The sequence below is a fragment of the Sneathiella limimaris genome (assembly GCF_012932565.1).
Lineage (GTDB): Bacteria > Pseudomonadota > Alphaproteobacteria > Sneathiellales > Sneathiellaceae > Sneathiella > Sneathiella limimaris.
On record NZ_JABBYJ010000001.1, the window covers coordinates 279,192 to 298,051 of the forward strand.

The 18,860-nt window shown below is 46.6% G+C and carries 15 protein-coding genes; 5 read left to right on the forward strand and 10 right to left on the reverse strand.

The features are described from left to right. Positions 1-67: 67 nt before the first annotated feature. The 6 genes from HH301_RS01320 to HH301_RS01345 all read right to left on the reverse strand — a co-directional run bounded on the left by HH301_RS01320 (position 68) and on the right by HH301_RS01345 (position 7,101). On the reverse strand, positions 68-883 hold the full coding sequence (locus HH301_RS01320) for an ABC transporter ATP-binding protein (protein WP_169566246.1): 816 nt from the start codon (positions 881-883) through the stop codon (positions 68-70). 31 nt (positions 884-914) lie between these two features. Further along, positions 915-2,231, reverse strand: a complete 1,317-nt coding sequence (locus HH301_RS01325) for an ABC transporter substrate-binding protein (RefSeq protein WP_169566247.1) — start codon at positions 2,229-2,231, stop codon at positions 915-917. Positions 2,232-2,335: 104 nt separating this feature from the next. After that, complete coding sequence (locus tag HH301_RS01330; RefSeq protein ID WP_169566249.1) at positions 2,336-3,421, reverse strand: branched-chain amino acid ABC transporter permease; 1,086 nt, start codon at positions 3,419-3,421, stop codon at positions 2,336-2,338. A 5-nt stretch (positions 3,422-3,426) separates the two neighbouring features. Next, positions 3,427-4,320, reverse strand: a complete 894-nt coding sequence (locus HH301_RS01335; RefSeq protein ID WP_169566250.1) for a branched-chain amino acid ABC transporter permease — start codon at positions 4,318-4,320, stop codon at positions 3,427-3,429. A gap of 21 nt (positions 4,321-4,341) precedes the next feature. Beyond that, positions 4,342-5,133 (reverse strand): ABC transporter ATP-binding protein, encoded by a 792-nt coding sequence (locus HH301_RS01340; RefSeq protein WP_169566252.1) that lies wholly within the window; start codon positions 5,131-5,133, stop codon positions 4,342-4,344. An 18-nt stretch (positions 5,134-5,151) separates the two neighbouring features. Further along, complete coding sequence (locus tag HH301_RS01345) at positions 5,152-7,101, reverse strand: AMP-binding protein (RefSeq protein WP_169566253.1); 1,950 nt, start codon at positions 7,099-7,101, stop codon at positions 5,152-5,154. Between the two features lie 890 nt (positions 7,102-7,991). Here HH301_RS01345 and acnA point away from each other — a divergent pair. The 3 genes from acnA to HH301_RS01360 all read left to right on the forward strand — a co-directional run bounded on the left by acnA (position 7,992) and on the right by HH301_RS01360 (position 12,441). Next, the gene (gene acnA / locus HH301_RS01350) at positions 7,992-10,685 is read left to right on the forward strand and encodes an aconitate hydratase AcnA (RefSeq protein ID WP_169566255.1); all 2,694 of its coding nucleotides are present in this window, start codon (positions 7,992-7,994) and stop codon (positions 10,683-10,685) included. Between the two features lie 190 nt (positions 10,686-10,875). Next, positions 10,876-11,520 (forward strand): DUF1223 domain-containing protein, encoded by a 645-nt coding sequence (locus HH301_RS01355; RefSeq protein ID WP_206378115.1) that lies wholly within the window; start codon positions 10,876-10,878, stop codon positions 11,518-11,520. A gap of 96 nt (positions 11,521-11,616) precedes the next feature. Next, positions 11,617-12,441 (forward strand): NUDIX hydrolase, encoded by an 825-nt coding sequence (locus HH301_RS01360; protein ID WP_169566258.1) that lies wholly within the window; start codon positions 11,617-11,619, stop codon positions 12,439-12,441. Positions 12,442-12,463: 22 nt separating this feature from the next. Here HH301_RS01360 and HH301_RS01365 read toward each other — a convergent pair whose 3' ends face one another. Then, entirely contained in the window at positions 12,464-13,582 is a 1,119-nt protein-coding gene (locus HH301_RS01365; protein ID WP_169566260.1) for an acyl-CoA dehydrogenase family protein, read from the reverse strand. 106 nt (positions 13,583-13,688) lie between these two features. Here HH301_RS01365 and HH301_RS01370 point away from each other — a divergent pair, with 106 nt between their 5' ends. Continuing rightward, positions 13,689-14,372 (forward strand): winged helix-turn-helix transcriptional regulator, encoded by a 684-nt coding sequence (locus HH301_RS01370; RefSeq protein ID WP_169566262.1) that lies wholly within the window; start codon positions 13,689-13,691, stop codon positions 14,370-14,372. Between the two features lie 16 nt (positions 14,373-14,388). Here the strand turns inward: HH301_RS01370 and HH301_RS01375 are convergent, their stop codons facing one another. The 3 genes from HH301_RS01375 to htpG form a co-directional block, all read right to left on the reverse strand. Next, positions 14,389-14,712: a hypothetical protein gene (locus tag HH301_RS01375; RefSeq protein ID WP_206378116.1), complete on the reverse strand. Its 324-nt coding sequence runs from the start codon at positions 14,710-14,712 to the stop codon at positions 14,389-14,391. Then, a complete protein-coding gene (locus tag HH301_RS01380; protein WP_169566265.1) occupies positions 14,696-15,763 on the reverse strand; it encodes a hypothetical protein in 1,068 nt (355 codons plus the stop codon). The genes HH301_RS01375 and HH301_RS01380 overlap by 17 nt, the downstream gene beginning before the upstream one ends. Positions 15,764-15,879: 116 nt before the next feature. Next, entirely contained in the window at positions 15,880-17,754 is a 1,875-nt protein-coding gene (gene htpG, locus HH301_RS01385; protein ID WP_169566266.1) for a molecular chaperone HtpG, read from the reverse strand. Between the two features lie 304 nt (positions 17,755-18,058). Between htpG and HH301_RS01390 the strand changes: the two genes are divergently transcribed. Continuing rightward, positions 18,059-18,799, forward strand: coding sequence for a UTRA domain-containing protein (locus HH301_RS01390; protein WP_169566268.1), 741 nt, complete (start codon positions 18,059-18,061; stop codon positions 18,797-18,799). Positions 18,800-18,860 lie beyond the last annotated feature (61 nt).

Genomic DNA, 18,860 nt, shown 5'->3' on the forward strand with positions numbered 1-18,860 from the left:
GATAGCCTTGTTATCAATAAAAAAGGCAACCAAAACCTTCATGATTTTTAGTTGCCTTCCTCTTTGATTAAGCAAGCCAACGTTTACGCCGCCGGTAATGCTTCACATCTCTAAAGCTCTTGCGACCGTCGCCGCCCAGGCCGAGATAAAATTCTTTTACGTCCTCGTTATTAGACAGATCTTTTGCATCACCATCCATCACAACGCGACCGTTTTCCAAGATATATCCATAATGCGCATATTTCAGCGCGATCGTTGCGTTTTGCTCAGCAACAAGAAAACTCACACCTGTTTCCTCGTTAAGCCGCTTTACGATCTCAAAAATTTCTTCCACCAGCTGCGGAGCAAGTCCCATTGATGGCTCATCCAATAGGATCAAGCTTGGTTCTGCCATCAGGGCACGACCAACTGCCACCATCTGCTGTTCGCCACCGGATACGTATCCAGCCAGTGATGTCCGACGTTCTTTCAAACGTGGAAAATAATGATAAACCTTCTCAAGTTCCTCATTGATCATAGCCCGGCCGCCTTTTCGAGTATAGGCGCCGGTCAGCAAATTCTCTTCAACCGTCAAATGTTCAAAACAATGACGACCTTCCATCACCTGGACAACACCCTGGGTTACCAGTTCGGCAGGTGATTTTTCAGTAATGTTTTCGCCACGGTACTCAATCGAGCCTTTCGTAACCTCCCCTCGCTCAGAGCGGAGGAGGTTCGAAATGGCTTTCAAGGAAGTCGTCTTGCCAGCACCATTAGCCCCTAGGATTGAGACAATGGACCCTTCCGGCACCTCAAGAGAGACACCTTTCAAGACGAGGATCACATGGTCATAAATGACCTCGATATTATTCACCCTGAGAAGGGGATTGCTTGACGCATTCATTGGCAAGACTTCCTTTATTCAACACTAACGCTTAGGAGCAGCTAACTGCATCCAAACCTTTTTCTTTCAGGTAGCTTTCAGCAGATTTTTTCATCGCTGGCAGAACGAGATCATCCATAGGAGTAAGCTCGTCTGAAACGATGTTCCACTTCTTGCCATCCCACTGCTGGATGCGGAAAGAACCGCCGCCAACATGGTCTGAACAGGTTGGTGAAATTTCTGGACCCATGCCTGCAACACCCATTTTCTCGGCCATTGCTGCATCCATCTTCAGATTTTCCATACCCCAGCGAAGCTGTTCGGAAGTAATTGCTTTCACACCGAATTTTTCCTGTGCTGCAAGAATACCAGCGTGGATAAAGACCTGTGTCAGAACAGAACGGTTATAAAGCACTTGGCCAACGTTCTCTTTACCTGCACCATTACCTTTGTCATAAACATGTTTCATAATGTCTTGGATGACTGGGAATTCTGTGCCAGCAGCAGAGAAAGTTGCACTCTTATAGCCAACAGCTGCATCACCTGCAGGAATTGTGTCCTGCTCAGCACCGGCCCACCAGTTACCAATGAAGTTTTCTGCTGGGAAGCGGATTTTAGCAGCTTCTTTGATTGCGGCTGCGTTCATCGCACCCCAACCCCACATGACAATGTAGTCAGGTTTTGCACGGCGGATCTGCAGCCATGTTGCTTTCTGCTCAATACCTGGGAATACCACTGGGTATTTCTTCAGGTTAAAGCCGAATTTTTCGGACAAGGTTTCCATAATCGGAATGGATTCTTTACCATAGGCGATGTCTAGATAAACAAGGGCAACAGTCTTGCCTTTAACGTTATCCATTCCACCTTCCTGCTGGCCAATATACTTCAGGATACCAGTTGCCTGACCCCAGTAGTTAGTCATCAGAGGAAATACATATGGGAAAGCTGTGCCAATACCGGCATCGGCACGACCATAACCCATTGTCAGAAGTGGAATTTTATCTGTCCGTGTCCGATCAGCCAGGGCGTAGGTTACACCTGTGCTGTATGGTTGGTAAATCAGCGCACCACCATTGTTGCCTTTTGTACGTTCATAGCACTCAACACCACGGTCAGTGTTGTAACCGAACTCGCATTCTTCGTGAATGACCCGCGCGCCGTTGACGCCACCGTCACGCTCATTGATCATCGCCCAATAGTCAGCTGCACCATTGGCTGTTGGAATACCACCCGGCGCAAAAGGTCCAGTACGATAAACCAGTTTCGGCAAATACAGTGTATCTTCTGCAAAAGCCGGGGCTGGCGCTGTAAACGGAGCCGCAAGAACAGCAGCCCCCAAAGCACCGAGAACAAATTTCTTCAAACTCATATTTTCCTCCCAGAGTTACCCTTGTTTACGCGCGGTCAAAACCGCCAAGAGAAGTTTTCCATTTTGAAAACCAGACCTAACTGTGACCGGCTTTCAAAAACAGATCAATATGGAAACGGCCAGGTTCTCAGTTTTTCCTTACCGATGGTCCATAGTCTTGCAAGCCCATGAGGCTCAACAATCAAGAAAAAGATAATCAGGACACCAAACACCATGAATTCAAGGTGGGCGACCATGTCTACTCCAATATCCCAACCGACCATAGGAGGTACATTATTCAGGAAAATTGGCAAAAGCATGATGAAGCCGGCCCCAATGAACGATCCAAGAATACTGCCCATACCACCAATGATCACCATAAACAGAATGGCGAACGACCGATTGATACCAAAAGCTTCCGGTTCAACAGTTCCGAGATGGACAAATGCCCAGAGTGCGCCGGCCACACCGCAGAAGAAAGAGCTGACCGCAAACGCTGATAATTTTGTCTGAAGTGGCTTAAAGCCAATAATCTCTGCAGCAATATCCATGTCGCGGATAGCCATCCAACCGCGGCCAATATGACTTCGAACAAGGTTCTTGGCTGCCAAAGCGAGAACAGCAACAAAAACCAAGGTGAAGATATATTTTTCTGCAGCGGTATTAAATTCGTAACCCAGGACCACCAAAGGCGGTGCAGTGATCACACCGGAAGGGCTGTAGTTTGTAAACCAACCAACTTTAACAAACAGCCATTCTAGGAAGAACTGAGCCGCAAGGGTTGCCACAGCCAGATAGAAGCCTTTGATCCGCAAAGACGGAATACCAAACATAATCCCAACAAGGGCAGCAACCAGTCCAGACAACAGAATGGTTAATACCAACGGCATGGTTCCTTCGAACCCACCAACTGTGATAGTGAATGTCGCAAACTTATAAGCTGCGAACGCACCAACAGCCATGAACCCGCCGGTTCCGAGTGAAATCTGCCCTGCATAACCTGTCAAAATATTCAGGCCGATCGCAGCCAGCGCCAAGATCAAAAACGGTGTCATGATGGCGCTAATGAAATACTCACCCCCAAATAGTGGGATACCAACAAAAGCGATGAGCAAGATTATTCCAATGCCAATCCGGTCCTGAAGGATCGGAAATACCGCCTGGTCTTCTTTATAAGAGGACTTAAACTGTCCAGCTTCACGATAAAACATTCTGACTAAACCCTCTCAATAATCTTTTCACCGAACAGGCCCTGCGGACGGAACAGCAGGAACAGCATCGCCAGCATGTATGCAAACCAGTTTTCGATCGCACCGCCGACGATTGGGCCAAGATAGATTTCAGCCATCTTTTCACCGGCACCAATGATCAATCCACCTACGATCGCGCCAGGAATAGACGTAAAGCCACCCAACATAAGCACAGGCAGCGCTTTCAGGGCAATCAGGCTCAGACTAAATTGAACACCCAGCTTAGAGCCCCACATGATACCAGCAACAAGGCCAACGAGACCCGCAACTGTCCACACAACGATCCAGATGAAGCGAAGGGAAATACCAACGGACATAGCTGCCTGGTGATCATCAGCAACAGCACGAAGAGCCCGGCCAATTTTCGTTTTATTAAAGAAGATTGCTAAGAGCGCCACCAAAGCAGCAGCTGTCAAACCCGCAACCAACTCAAGTTGATCAATGAAAATACCTCCGACATCAAAAATGTCGTTCGGAAGACCAATATCCAGAACCTTAATGTCACTTCCCCACACTGTCTGGCCAAAACCATCCAGGAAGAACGTAACACCAATGGTCGCCATAAAGAGGATAATGGGTTCTTGATTGACCAGCTTACCCAGCACGAATTTCTCTACGCACCAAGCCAAGGCAACCATAATTGCCACTGTAATGAGGAAGGCAATTGACCAATGAACGCCAAGCGCTTCCTGAACACCCACGAGGCTGAGAGCTGCAAACAGCATCATCGCGCCCTGGGCAAAGTTAAACACACCTGAGGCTTTAAAAATCAGCACGAAGCCGAGAGCCACCAGGGAATAAAGGGCACCTGTCAACAATCCACTGAACAGGACCTCAACGAAGAACAAAAAGTCCGCCATACTTAACTCTCCTGTCTTGGATTAATGACCGCCGCCCAGATAGGCGTCGATAACTTTCTGGTTGCTACGGACCTCATCAGGAACACCATCCCCGATCTTCCCTCCGTAATCGAGGACCATCACTCGATCGGAAATATCCATAACCACACCCATATCATGCTCAATAAGACAAATGGTCGTGCCAAACTCATCATTAACATCAAGGATAAAGCGGCACATGTCCTCTTTCTCCTCAAGGTTCATACCAGCCATTGGCTCGTCCAGAAGCAGAAGCTCGGGCTCAGCAGCAAGTGCCCGGCCCAATTCAACACGTTTTTGCAGACCGTAAGGAAGCCGGCCTACAGGTGTTTTCCGAATGGCTTCAATTTCCAGAAAATCAATAATGTCTTCTACGAAACGCCGATGCTCCAACTCTTCCTTCTGGGCACTTCCCCACCAGAACATAGAGGACAGCAGGCTTGATTTCATTTTAAGATTCCTGCCTGTCATGATGTTGTCCAGTGTGGACATTCCGCGGAACAGAGCCACGTTTTGGAAGGTCCTCGCAATACCCTGGGTGGCAGCCTCGTGAGGCTTCATGGCACTCCGTGTTTGACCTTTGTAGGTTATTGTACCCTGCTGCGGATGATAAAATCCGTTAATGCAGTTCAACATGGAAGTTTTACCAGCACCGTTTGGTCCAATGATTGCCCGGATTTCACCTTTCTTGATGTCAAAACTAACATCAGAAATCGCTCGCACCGCACCAAAAGAAAGGCTGATATCTTCTACTTCCAGCAGGACATCGCCTGGCTTGTAGTCTTGATTTGTCATACTCTACTCGCTCCCGCTTTATGATGCGGCTTTCATTGCCGGGAATGTTTCTGAATTCATGACTTTTACGGAGGCTTTCAGCTTACCTTTGCGGCCATCCTCAAATGTCATTTCAGATTCAATATCTGCCACCTTCACATCGCTGAACAATGCAGTAATCAAAGGCTCATAGCGTTCCGCAATAATCCGACGACGAACTTTTCGCGTTCTTGTCAATTCGCCATCATCCGCGTCCAAAGCTTTTGGTAGAACTAGGAAACGCGTAATTTGCGCGCCAGCGAGTTCGCTATCAACGGCAAGATCTCTATTTACCGTTTCGATACACTCTTTAATCTGAGCGTAAACCTCATCGCGGTTGGCCAGATCCTGATAGCTCGCATAGGAAATCCCGCGCCGCTCTGCCCAGTTTCCTACAGCTTCTAGATCAATGTTGATAAAGGCCGTAACGGTATCCCGATCAGCACCGTGACATACCGCTTCAGAAATAAACGGAAAGAACTTGAGCTTGTTTTCAATGTACTGAGGCGCGAACAACGTTCCGTCATTCAATTTGCCCACATCTTTCGCCCGGTCGATCACCTTCAGCTGACCATCGTCGGTCATGATGCCGGCATCGCCTGTGTGAACCCAACCTTCAGCGGTTTTGGTTTCTTCGGTCGCCTCATCATTCTTGTAATAGCCAACAAACGCGCCCGGACTCTTGTAGAGCACTTCGCCACTTGCATCATCGATCTTGATCTCACAGCCAGGCGCAGGCGGCCCTACCGTATCCGGACGGACATCCTTATCATTTTGAATACACACATACGCACATGACTCTGTCTGACCATAAAGCTGTTTCAAATTCACGCCCAGTGAGCGATAGAATTTAAACACCTCTGGTCCCATCGGCGCACCGGCTGTATAAGCAACTCTGATCTGACTGAAGCCAAGCGTGTTTTTCAACGGCCCGTAAATCAGCAAATTTCCGAGCGAATAGAGAAGCCTGTCTTTAAGAGATACTGGCTTTCCTTCCATGATCTCCACGCCACACCGCTTCGCAACATCGATAAAGTAATGAAACAGCTTCTGCTTGATAGCACTGGCATCTTCAATGCGGATCATCATCTGAGTCAGCATATTTTCGAAGATGGCGGGAGGTGCAAAATAGTAGGTTGGGCCAATTTCCCTGAGATCCGTCAGAACTGTTTCGGCATTTTCTGGGCAATTAACTGAGAACCCAGCTGTTGCCGCCTGCGAATAAGAGAACAAATGATCACCAACCCAGGCCATTGGCAGGTAGGAAAGAACCTTGTCTTTCTCTGTTAGATTTTCAAATTCAACGGATAAACGGCCAGCAGTGACCATATTGTCAAAGCTAAGCATTACACCTTTTGGACGTCCGGTGGTTCCTGAAGTGTACATCAAGGTCGCGATATCGTCAGGTTTGGCTTTATCCGATTCCTGATCATAAAACCCTGGATGCTTCGCATCATAAGCGCGCCCCAGATCCTGAACATCTGAATAAGCTTTAATAAAGTCCTGCTTATAGTGCCGCATACCGCGCGGCTCTTTATAGATGATATATTCGATTGTCGGACACTGATCCATAATGGAGAGGACTTTATCGACCTGCTCCTGATCCTCCACAACCACAACTTTGACTTCTGCGTGAGCCAAAACATACTGAATTTCGTCTGCCACCCCATCTTGGTAAAGAGGCACTGGTAGAGCACCAATCGCCTGCGTTGCAGAGAAGACCCAATATAATTGAGGCCTGTTGGAGCCGATAATCGCTACCGCATCGCCCCGCTTAACGCCAAGATCAACCAACCCAAGGCCGAGCGCCCGGGAGTTTTCATACACATCTTTCCAAGTATAGGTCTGCCAAATCCCAAACTCTTTTTCTCGATAAGCAGGCACATTTGGACGAATTTCAGCATTTCTGCGGATCAGCTTTGGAAAAGTGTCAAATTCTGTCTTTGTCATAGGCTCCCTGCATCCCTAACAAATTTATACTGACGCCAAAAAATTCCGGCGAAGTCATTATTTTTATTTTCGGGATAAACTGCGGCGCCTTAAACAGACCACTTCATACAAATGGTGTTCAAGCTTCGATCACTCGAACCAACACACGTCTCTCCCTGGAACGCGACCTTGTAAACGGCCATCTTTTTATTGGGCTTCTTTTTGAGCCTTATTTCATGTGATTAATCATTTATCTCAGAAAAGGTCAAGAGAAAATACGATTTTTCTATATTATACTGAGACAATAAGTGAAAAATATTAAATATTATAGAAAAACAAACATTTGTATTGTAAGTAAAAAATAAAATATTAAATCTTCAAATCAATAAACAAGTAACAATAGTATTTAATATCCTAAAAATTCACTTATATTTATCTTATATATGTGACAATCAAAAATATTTATTCTAACTTTTACTTACTCTAATTAAAAAATTGAATAGATAAAATTAATTATAATACGCCAACCAAATTGTTTCTTTAATTGCTCATTATGACTACTTACTGAAATATTCTTTGTATCGCTTTTTCAGAAGAAGTTTATCCAAATCACCAGCTCAGAAATTTCAAAATCAAACCGAATCTAGAAGTTTCTCTGCTTCAAACAATGCCCCTAGTAAAAATCCAGTCAGAATACTATTCGTCCAGATTCACCATGAAGTGTGCCAGAATCCGGTCCTCTGAGGATTGATTTTAAGCAACTGATTAGGAATTAACGGCCCTTATTCCCATCTTTTTCACGTTAGCTCTTGAGTAAATTTGAAATTTAGGGCACATACGGGCCGATAAAACACCGATATCCTGACTTCTCAGGTATCTTCCCGTTCCCACACTGAGCAAGGAGCGAAGCGTTGACAACAACAGGTCACGACAGTCTCAAAATTCGTCGCACTCTAGAAATCGACGGAAAGAAATACGATTACTATAGCATCCCAGCAGCTGAGGAAGCCGGATTGGGAGATGTCTCCCGTCTACCATTCTCCTTGAAAGTTTTGCTTGAAAACCTGCTGCGCCATGAAGATGGCCGGACAGTGACATCTGATGACGTCGCTGCCCTCGCTGGCTGGTTGAAAGCCAGAAAAGCGGACCGGGAAATTGCCTATCGCCCTGCACGTGTTTTGATGCAGGACTTCACAGGTGTTCCAGCCGTAGTAGACCTCGCAGCCATGCGCGATGCGATGGTCAACCTTGGTGGCGATCCAGAGAAAATCAATCCACTCGCCCAGTGCGATCTTGTTATCGACCACTCCGTAATGGTGGACAAAGCGGGTACACCTTCCGCATTTAAAGAAAACGTAGATTTGGAGATGGAACGTAACGGCGAACGTTACGCGTTCCTTCGCTGGGGTCAAAAAGCGTTTGATAACTTCCGGGTTGTCCCTCCTGGAACAGGTATCTGTCACCAGGTGAACCTTGAATACCTAGCCCAAACCATCTGGACAACCAAAGACCAAAACGGTGTTGAGGTTGCATATCCTGATACACTTGTTGGTACAGACAGCCACACCACAATGGTGAACGGTATGGCCGTTCTTGGCTGGGGTGTAGGTGGTATTGAGGCTGAAGCAGTTATGCTGGGTCAGCCAATTTCCATGCTGCTGCCTGAAGTTGTAGGCTTTCAATTGGACGGCAAGCTGAAAGAAGGCACAACACCAACTGATTTGGTATTGACTGTTACCCAGATGCTCCGTGCTGAAGGTGTGGTTGGTAAATTCGTTGAATTCTATGGTCCTGGCCTTGACGAACTGTCTTTGGCGGATCGGGCAACAATTTCCAACATGGCTCCTGAATATGGCGCAACATGTGGTTTCTTCCCGATTGATCAGGAAACAATCGAATTCCTTAACTTCACAGCTCGTGATCCAGAACGTGTGAAACTCGTTGAAGCTTATGCAAAAGCTCAAGGCATGTGGCGCGATTCAAACACTCCAGACCCTGAGTTCACAACAACTCTGTCTTTGGATGTGTCAACTGTCGAGCCAAGTCTGGCGGGTCCAAAGCGGCCGCAGGATCGGGTTTTGCTGTCACAGGCAACATCTGAGTTTGCCGAAGCTCTGCCAACACTGGCAGGCAATAGTGACGGTATTGAAAAGAAAGTTGCTGTTAAAGGTACTGACTACAGCATCGGTAGTGGTGATGTTATTATTGCAGCAATCACTTCCTGTACAAACACATCCAACCCAAGTGTTATGCTGGCTGCGGGCCTCGTTGCCCGGAACGCAATCGCCAAAGGCCTGAAAGTCAAACCTTGGGTGAAGACTTCCTTGGCACCTGGCTCTAAAGTGGTGACCGATTATCTTGTAAAAGCTGGTCTTCAGGATGATTTGGACGCACTTGGCTTTAACTTGGTTGGTTACGGCTGTACAACTTGTATCGGTAACTCCGGTCCTGTTGCTGAACCTATCGCAGATGCAATTGCAGAAGGCGACCTTGTGGCCTGTTCTGTTCTTTCTGGTAATCGGAACTTTGAAGGACGTGTTAGCCCGCAGGCAAAAGCCAACTATCTGGCGTCACCTCCACTAGTTGTTGCATACGCGATCGCTGGCTCCATGAACATCGACATCACGAAAGATGCGATTGGTGAAGATCAGGATGGAAATCCTGTGTACCTGAAGGACATCTGGCCAACAAACCAGGAGATCAAAGACACAGTTCGTTCCTCTTTGACCCGTGATATGTTTGTAACTCAGTATGCGGACGTTTTCGCTGGCGATCAGGCTTGGCAAGGCATTAAGACAGCCGAAGGTCAGACATATACATGGGATGCAACATCCACATATGTTCAGCACCCTCCATATTTTGAGGGAATGAAGAAAGAAGCAGGCGGGTTCAGCGATATTGAAGACGCTCGCATCCTGGCTCTTCTTGCTGACTCTGTGACAACAGATCACATCTCTCCAGCAGGCGCCATTAAAGCGGACAGCCCAGCTGGCGAATACCTGAACGATCATCAGGTTCCAGTTAAGGATTACAACTCCTACGGATCTCGTCGTGGTAACCACGAAGTGATGATGCGTGGTACTTTTGCCAACATTCGCTTGCGGAATGAAGTTGCTCCTGGAACCGAAGGTGGTGTTACCAAACACATGCCAGATGGTACCCAGCAGTGGATTTACGACGCTTCAATGCAATACCAGAAAGATGGTGTTCCATTGGTTGTATTCGCTGGTAAGGAATATGGTACTGGTTCAAGCCGTGACTGGGCAGCGAAAGGAACACGTCTGCTGGGCGTGAAAGCCGTCGTTGCTGAAAGCTTCGAGCGTATCCACCGTTCCAACCTCGTTGGAATGGGCATCCTGCCGCTTCAGTTCCCTGAAGGCGTAACCCGTAAAACTCTGGGTCTGGATGGCACCGAAACTGTCAGCATCACAGGAATCAAAGATGGCATCACACCACGGATGACAATTCCATGCACCATCACACGCGCTGATGGCAGCTCTGAAGTTGTCAACCTGCTCTGCCGGATCGATACTCTTGATGAAGTGGAATACTACCGCCATGAAGGTATTCTGCAGTACGTATTGAGAAAACTAGCTGCCTCCTAACTGGCAGACTTCCAGATCAAAAAGGAAACGGCGATCTTCGGATCGCCGTTTTTTTTGTTCACCGAAGCTTGAATTGCGTGTGAACAACAAGATCGATACCTTAAGATGCATGAAATCTCTTACACATATAATCACAACTCTTAGCCTTAGTTTTCTTGCCTTTTCGGCAGAGGCAACTGAAGTACGTCAAATGGACACAGTTGTAGAGCTTTACACTTCACAAGGCTGCTCCTCCTGCCCGCCTGCGGATGCACTGATGGGAGATATCGTTAATACAGCGAACAAGACCAATGTCCTGGGCTTATCGTTTGCTGTGACCTACTGGGATTACATTGGCTGGAAGGATACATTTGGCTCTCCTCAAAACGATTTACGCCAAACCCAGTATAAAGAGCGACTTCGGACGAGCTACGTCTATACACCGCAAATGATTGTTGGAGGCAAGGATCATTTTGTTGGCTCCAGCTCAGACCAACTCTCCCATAATCTTGCTGTGTATAAAGGTCACGCTCGTCAACTTCCCTTGAAATGGAAACTGCAAGACGATGTATTGGAGATTGCCCTTCCCAGCTGGCAAACACCGTCAATCATATGGCAAACCGACCTCAACCATGCAGAAAAAGTCAGTATCGGGCGCGGCGAAAACACAGGTCGTAAAATCACATATCATAATGTAGTTCGAAAACTGGACAGTCTGGCAAACTGGGACGGGAAACCCAAAACCCTAAAGCTTTCACTCAAATCTCTTCGTGAGAAGGGCCGGGACAGCTGTGCAATTCTCGTTCAGGAAAATGGATACGGCTCCATTGTTGCCGCTCTCTTCATCCAACTCTAAACCCGATCAATTCCGCTTCAAAATTTTCTGGTTGCTTGCCACTTAAACAGGGCTCAAGCTATAAAGACGCACAGAAAATAAAAAGGAAAAAGCGGAATGCCCAAGGAAACAGCTCCCCTTCTACCAGCAGCAACAGTTCTTCTGGTTCGAGATTGTCAAAAGCCTTCAGATAAACTTGAAGTCTTCATGGTGGTGAGACATCATCAAATCGACTTTGCCTCAGGCGCATTGGTCTTTCCTGGAGGTAAAGTCGACAAAGCAGACTTAAAAGAAGAACTGCGGGATCATTTGCCGAGTACACAGGATCTCGATGACCCACTACTGTCTTTCAAAATCGCATCTATTCGGGAAGCCTTTGAAGAATGCCACGTGCTTTTGGCCCGTGACCGGACAACTGGGAAAATGATCGCTCCCGCAAAGGTTGAGGCGCTGACCGAAAAGTATCGGAAAGACATGCAGGCGGGTGATATTGACATTCTTAAGATGGCGGACGCAGAAGATTTGGAACTGGCAACAGACCTATTGGCTCACTACTCTCATTGGGTAACGCCGACCTTCATGCCTAAACGATTTGATACGCATTTCTTCATTGCGGAGGCACCAGAGGAACAACTTGCCTTTCATGACGGTGAAGAATCCGTCGACAGTGTGTGGGTTGGACCCAACGAAGCTATGGACGGCGCCAAGGCGGGAAAATATACAATCATCTTTCCGACACTAATGAATATTGAATATCTGACACGATATAGCTCTGCTGGCGAAGCAATTGAAGGTTCCAATTCGACCAAAACTGTCACTGTGCTTCCTGAGCTGGAAATCACAGCAGAAGGGAAGTTCCTAAACATCCCAGCTGAAGCCGATTACAGCCTGACGCGTCGTCCAATTGATCCAATGATGGACCCAGATCGGAAAAAAGCCTGATTACTGCTTATGTAGGAGCCCGTTATGTAACGGGCTCCTGACCGAGCTGAATGCGACCACAGAAGAGATATTGTTGATCCTCAGGAAGAGGATGGAATTGAGCCGCATGAGCATCTCTCAATAGCTTCTCCAATCCAAACTTTCTTACGAAACCTGCACCCCCAGTAATTTTTAAAGCCTGCTCAACTGTCTCAACCACCGCTTCAGCGACAAGTGTTTTGTGACACAGCATGTTACTTGCAACAGCCAGCTCTGCTGAAAACTCAAGATCATTGGCCAGCCGGACCATACTCTCAAGACCAATCTGTGCCTTGGTCAATTGAGTCCTCAGTCGACCCACCTGCATGGCTTTTAAATCGCTGGTGTCTCCCTTTTGCGCAAACGCAATCGCCATCTCGGCCGCTTTTTCGGCAACCCCGACATATGCAGCCATAATAAGCGGCAGAGCGACGACCAAAATGACATTAAATGCGGCATGGTAACCAGCTCTCGCCCGGATCAGTGCCACTGCCTCATCCGGGACAAAAACTGATCTGAGTTGGATGGTTTGGGAACCTGTTTCCCGCATCCCATGACTATCCCAATCGCCCAGCAAGTTGACCCCTTCGGCAGAAAGGCTAACTGGAAAATGAAGAACTTGCCATCCTTCCTCAGGATGCTCGTAAGGTGCAGATGTTATCATTGCTGCTGCAGCAGGGGAGCCGCTTGCAAATGGCTTGATAGCACTGACCTTATAACCACCGTCGACCCGCTCAACGGAACCTGTTGAATCAAGCCAGTCCTTAGCCCCCGTGCTCACAAGCACAACTTCCTTTTGACCGACAAGCTCCAACACTTTTTTTCCAGGCTTTCCATGCGCGTCATTATATTTAGCGGCTGAGACTAGATGTTGATGCATTGAAAGAGCAAGTGCCGTCGAAGGACTATAGTGGGCGAGACGGCGAATAAACGAAACCATCTGAGAATGTGAGATTTCGGATCCACCGTACACCTTGGGAACCTGAGCAGAGAAAACTCGATTGGTTTTTAAGATCTCATAATTCTCGAATACAAAGCTCCCACTTTGGTCCCGCTCAACAGTCCCCTCCCCCCAACGACTTGCGTATGTATCGACCAGCCTATCTAAATTCAGAGTGTCCATCAGCTCTCTCCTTTTCCTGTAGGCCAGACTTTCCACTAACGAAAACGAACTTTCCACTTCAATATTTGAAGTTGCTAAAGCTCTTTTCTTTTCCTAACGTTGAAGCATGGGAAACACGAAAAGCTATGGTCAGTACTGTCCTATCGCAATTACAGCTGAAATTATCTGTCAGCGATGGACAGTGCTTGTTTTGAGAGCCTTTTTCCTTGGAGCCACCCGCTTTTCAGAGATTCAGAAAAGTGCTCCGCTCATGTCCTCGGCTCTTCTAACACAGAGACTTAGGGAACTGGAGACGGCGGGCATTATCCGAAAACAAAAAATGTCGGGCAGCAATTCCTATCAGTTAACTCCGTCCGGGGAGGCATTATTTCCCATACTTGACCAAATGGGGAGTTGGTCCCAGACATGGCTTAGACGAGAAATCACTAACGAGGAAAATCTGGATCCAGATGTTTTAATGTGGGAATTGCGCCGGGCAAACTTAGATTGCGAGGACATCTCTAGACGCCGGCGCGTGGCACATTTTATGCTCACAGGAACCACACCGACCAAACGAAACTACTGGTTAGTTTTTGAGCCAGAGGATACGGACATCTGTACTAAAGATCCAGGACATGAAGTTGATATCTGGATTTCGGCACATATTAAAACCCTAGTTGAAATTTGGTTAGGTCATCGAACAATTGCGAAAGCTGTCGATGACGATCTTCTGATCCTTGAAGGAAATCAGTCGGAAATCAATCATTTCCACAACTGGTTTTCCTTAAGTCATTTCGCAAGCAAGGCATAACATTCCACTCTTTACTTCAAAGCAACGCCAGTACAGCTGCCACACCTTTAATCAGACTCTCCACCGTTTTCCCTGTTTCTTGGGCAGATCTGGACCATTCATCTAATTTCTCAAAGGTTTCTCTGCTTTCTTCCAACTCAGATTTCACCTCTTTAAAGTGGGCCGTTCTTTGCATTATTGGAGATGCATTTAGGAATTGCAACTGCCCGTAAACGAGCTGTCGTGCAGTCAGGAGTTCGATTTGCATAGCCCTCGGCAACGCACTCAAATCCTGATGATCCAGAAGCTTCAGTGCATAATGCAGTTTTTCATAAGATGTCATGTCATTCAGTGGCATCATCTCGCTCCTTTAGGACGCTTATCAGGGAAGCTTTATGTTCGATTAATTTTCTTTCCAGCGCCGAAATAACTGCTGCCGGATTTATGCTCTGCGGCAAATCCTGCGATAATTTAAGGTAAGGCTGCGGGCGGTCTATGGAAGTTTGGCCCTCGAATTCTCTGGACAAAGACAAATGCAATTTAGCGAGCATTAATACTGCTTCTTGAAGCCTGGTGAGCTCACCATCAATGAGATCTTTCTTGCGATCAATTGAATAGATCTTATCCAAAAGTGCTGGCCGCTCTTTTGCTGTCCGTACCTCCTTGGGGCTTGAAAGGGCTAAACGCTGACGCCAGATTGTACCCGTTTCGGAAAGAGCTTGCTGCATGATTGGCCGAAGTCCACCACGGCACTCAGGAAGAGAATCGATATCGACGGGCGGTTTTAGATTAGCGGTCAGATTTTTACAAATCGCTTTCCTATCCCCGAGCAGCCCGATGTCCAAGTATAAGAACAGAACCAGCTTCTCGATCGCAGGCTGGATCTTGAAGGTCAGTTGCTGGAGTTGGTCACGGGTGTTTGGGCTGACATAATGCTTCGCAATTGCCTGAACTTCAGCGACTGCTGAAGATAAATTTGGGTCATCTAATAAATTTCCTGGAAGTGATTGTTTCGAGTTCGAAACCTGAAATTCTTTAAGGTCTAGAACATCTAGGGGTGCAACTTTCAAATGCTGCGCACCTAAACTTTTCTCCAGTCGATCAGCATAAAGCGAAAGACTCCCAAATAGGCCCTTTCGAATAGAAAGATCTTTTGGAGAAAAAAGAGGGACATATTGGACTTTTGGTCTTCCTCCTAAATCAAACTGCAAATTGAGATTGGTCTGCTGAGCTAGACGATTAGCCGTTTCAGCTAGATCAAATGCCGTCATGACTGCATCACGAACAGCATTGACAGCTTCGGAAAACTCCTGGCTTTTTTGTACGAGTTCCTCCGAAGGGCGACTTGCGCAACCCGCCAACGCAACTAAAAGCACACAGCCTAAAAATCCCTCTCGCAATCTATTCCGCATATTTGACCTGTCTTGTGTAGTCATAAGTACAAACAAGACGGCCTAATCGCTAATTTGTGCCAAAAAAGAAAGGGATGGCATCTCTACCATCCCTTGATAATGAGAAAAGAATTGTTTTAGAGGCCATGTGCCATGAAGTTTGCCATCCTTCTGGAAAAAGCTACCGGATCTTCCGGTTGCTCACCTTCCACTATGTAGGCCTGATCCAACAACAGAAAGGCCGCATCATTCAAGAGCTCTGTAGTCTCTTTCTCCTCGGCTTTGGCCATTAACTTCTTCACTAATTGATGCTTTGGATTAATTTCCAAAATACGCTGGGATGTCATTCCCCCCAATTGTTTATGGGCCTTCAAAACTTTTTCTAAATGGATGTCCATATCCCCATCATCCGCAACCAGACACACAGGACTATCCGTCAAACGCTTAGAAACTCTGATATCTTTAACTTTATCTTTTAGAGCTCCCCGAAAAGCGCCAATCAAGAGATCAAGTTGCGGCAAATCGGCCTTTTCATCTTCTTCCGATTTATCGTCTTCCTTACCCTTAACCTTATCGAGATCGGCAGACCCTTGGGTAACAGACTTAAAAGGCTTATCCATAAATTCAGATTGGCGCCCCAACCAGAAGTTATCGACAGGATCACTTAACAGCAGAACTTCAATACCCTTTGCTCTGAAACCTTCCAGCTGCGGGCTCTTGCGCATAGCTTCAAGGTTGTCACCTGTAATGTAGTAGATACATTCCTGCTCTTCAGGCATCCGCTCCACATAACTCTCAAGCGATGTGTAACTCTCAGAATTTGTGCTGTGGAATACTGATAACTTCAGCAGCTGATCGCTATTTTCAAAATCTTCGTAGATACCTTCCTTCAGGACAGCGCCAAAGTTATCCCAGAATTTATGATACCCTTCCTCATCCTGCTCAGCTCGTTTTTCCAGCTCGCTCAAAACCTTTTTCACAATACCGGATTTGATTTTGCGAAGAACTGGATTGTTCTGCAGCATTTCACGGCTAACGTTGAGTGGAAGATCTTCTGAATCCACGATGCCTTTCACAAAACGTAAGTAAGCTGGAACCAGTTCCTCACAATCATCTGTAATGAAAACCCGCTTTACGTATAGTTTGATAGCTGATTTTCGATCTGGATTGAAAAGGTCAAAAGGTTGTTGCTCCGGTATAAAGAGGAGAAGGCTATATTCTAGAATACCTTCAACCTTGCTATGTAAAGTCGCCCAAGGTGTATCAAATGCCTGACCGACATGATGATAAAACTCAGTATATTGCTCTTCAGAGATTTCCGATTTTGGTCGTGTCCAAAGCGCACTGGCCGTATTCAGTGTTTCGTCTTCTTTACCCTCTTCTGAGGCTACCAACACGACTGGTAAAGCAATGTGATCGGCGTAAGTTTTGATAATTGTCCGAAGACGGGCTTCTTCCAGATATTCACTGGCCGTTTCTTTCATGTGCAAGGTTATTGTTGTTCCTCGCCCTTCGCGCGTGGCATCGGAAATCGTATAAGATCCAGTTCCATCGGAAACCCATTTATGCGCTTGAGTCTCTCCTGCTTTCAAACTGACGACTTCAACCTTGTCCGCCACCATGAAAGAAGAATAAAATCCAACTCCAAACTGGCCGATCACGCTAACATCTTTTGCGGAATCTCCGCTCAATTGATTGATGAAGTTTGAAGTACCAGACCGCGCGATAGTCCCCAGGTTCTCAATCATCTCCTGTTCGGACATCCCAATTCCGTTATCTGAAATTGTGAGTGTTTTTGCACTCTTATCCAACGTCAACCGAACCTTGAAGTCCGTGTCTCCCTCAGTAAGGGAGGGGTTAGTCAATGCTTCATATCTTAATCGGTCACATGCATCAGACGCGTTCGAAACCAGTTCCCTCAGAAAAATCTCGGATTCACTGTAGAGAGAATGAGTTACGATATGCAGTAGTTTGGCGACTTCCGCCTGAAACTCATGCTTTGTCTCTGTCATTTTATTCTAACCTCTTACCATTTAGCTGTTGGTAGCCCTTATATGAAGATAAGGCGGGAAAGGATCAAGAGGTCATTCGCTCTGAAAAAAGAAAGACAAAATAAAAGGCCCGCTTCGAGGGGCGCAAAAATTCGAAGCAGGCCAAGTTGATCAGCAACCGATGTGTGTAGATGGTGTCGATCAATAGGGTAAGTATATTTATTTGGAACGGTCATTCAAGTACTTTCAGCAGAAAAAAGTTAACCGTCATCACAAATATAAAAAAATAAGCGTCTCTCCCTCACTTGCAATTGAGGGATTCCATATGAAAGACACACCCAACATTCGGAATATTCAAGTCGGGGCAGAGGGAAGCCCTCAACCGCTGTATGAGCAGGTGAAGAATTACGTTCTCTCCCATATCGATTCCGGTGCGTGGTCGGTGAACGCTCAGATCCCCTCAGAACATAGCCTCGTAGAAGAATTGAACATGTCACGAATGACTATTCATCGAGCTTTGAGAGAATTAACGAAAGATGGTTATCTAACTCGTATCCAAGGTGTGGGGACCTTTGTCGCGCCTCAAAAAAACCGAGGCGGTGAACCTGCCCTCCTCTATGATATTCGCGAAACCATAGAAGCCGTGGGCAACATCCACCGTTGCATACCCCAATTTTTCCAGATCGAACCTGTTAATCCAGAGTTCGCTGTCAAACTCGGCATGAAAGAGGATGATCCCGTCATCCGTTCCTATTTCATACACCAGGCAAATGGTCTTCCAATCCTATTAGAGGACCGCTATACCGTGCCGGACCTCATGCCCGACATGCTCGAGGTAAATTTTACAGAAAAAACGATAGACTCATACTTCCGCCAAACCTGCACAATGCTGTCTCATGAAAATCAAATAACAGCGATAACAGCGAATCAGGAAGTACAACATTTTCTGGATACAGAAACCTTGGCGCCCTGTGTACAAATTACACGCCGCAGTTGGCAAGGAACACGCATTTTGTCTTATACACGAATGATTATTCCAGCAGGTCGGTTGCAACTTAAGTGCTAATTCAACCAGAGGATAAACAAGCGAGAATCATTCTTAACAAAAAGTTAATTTGCCTATACAG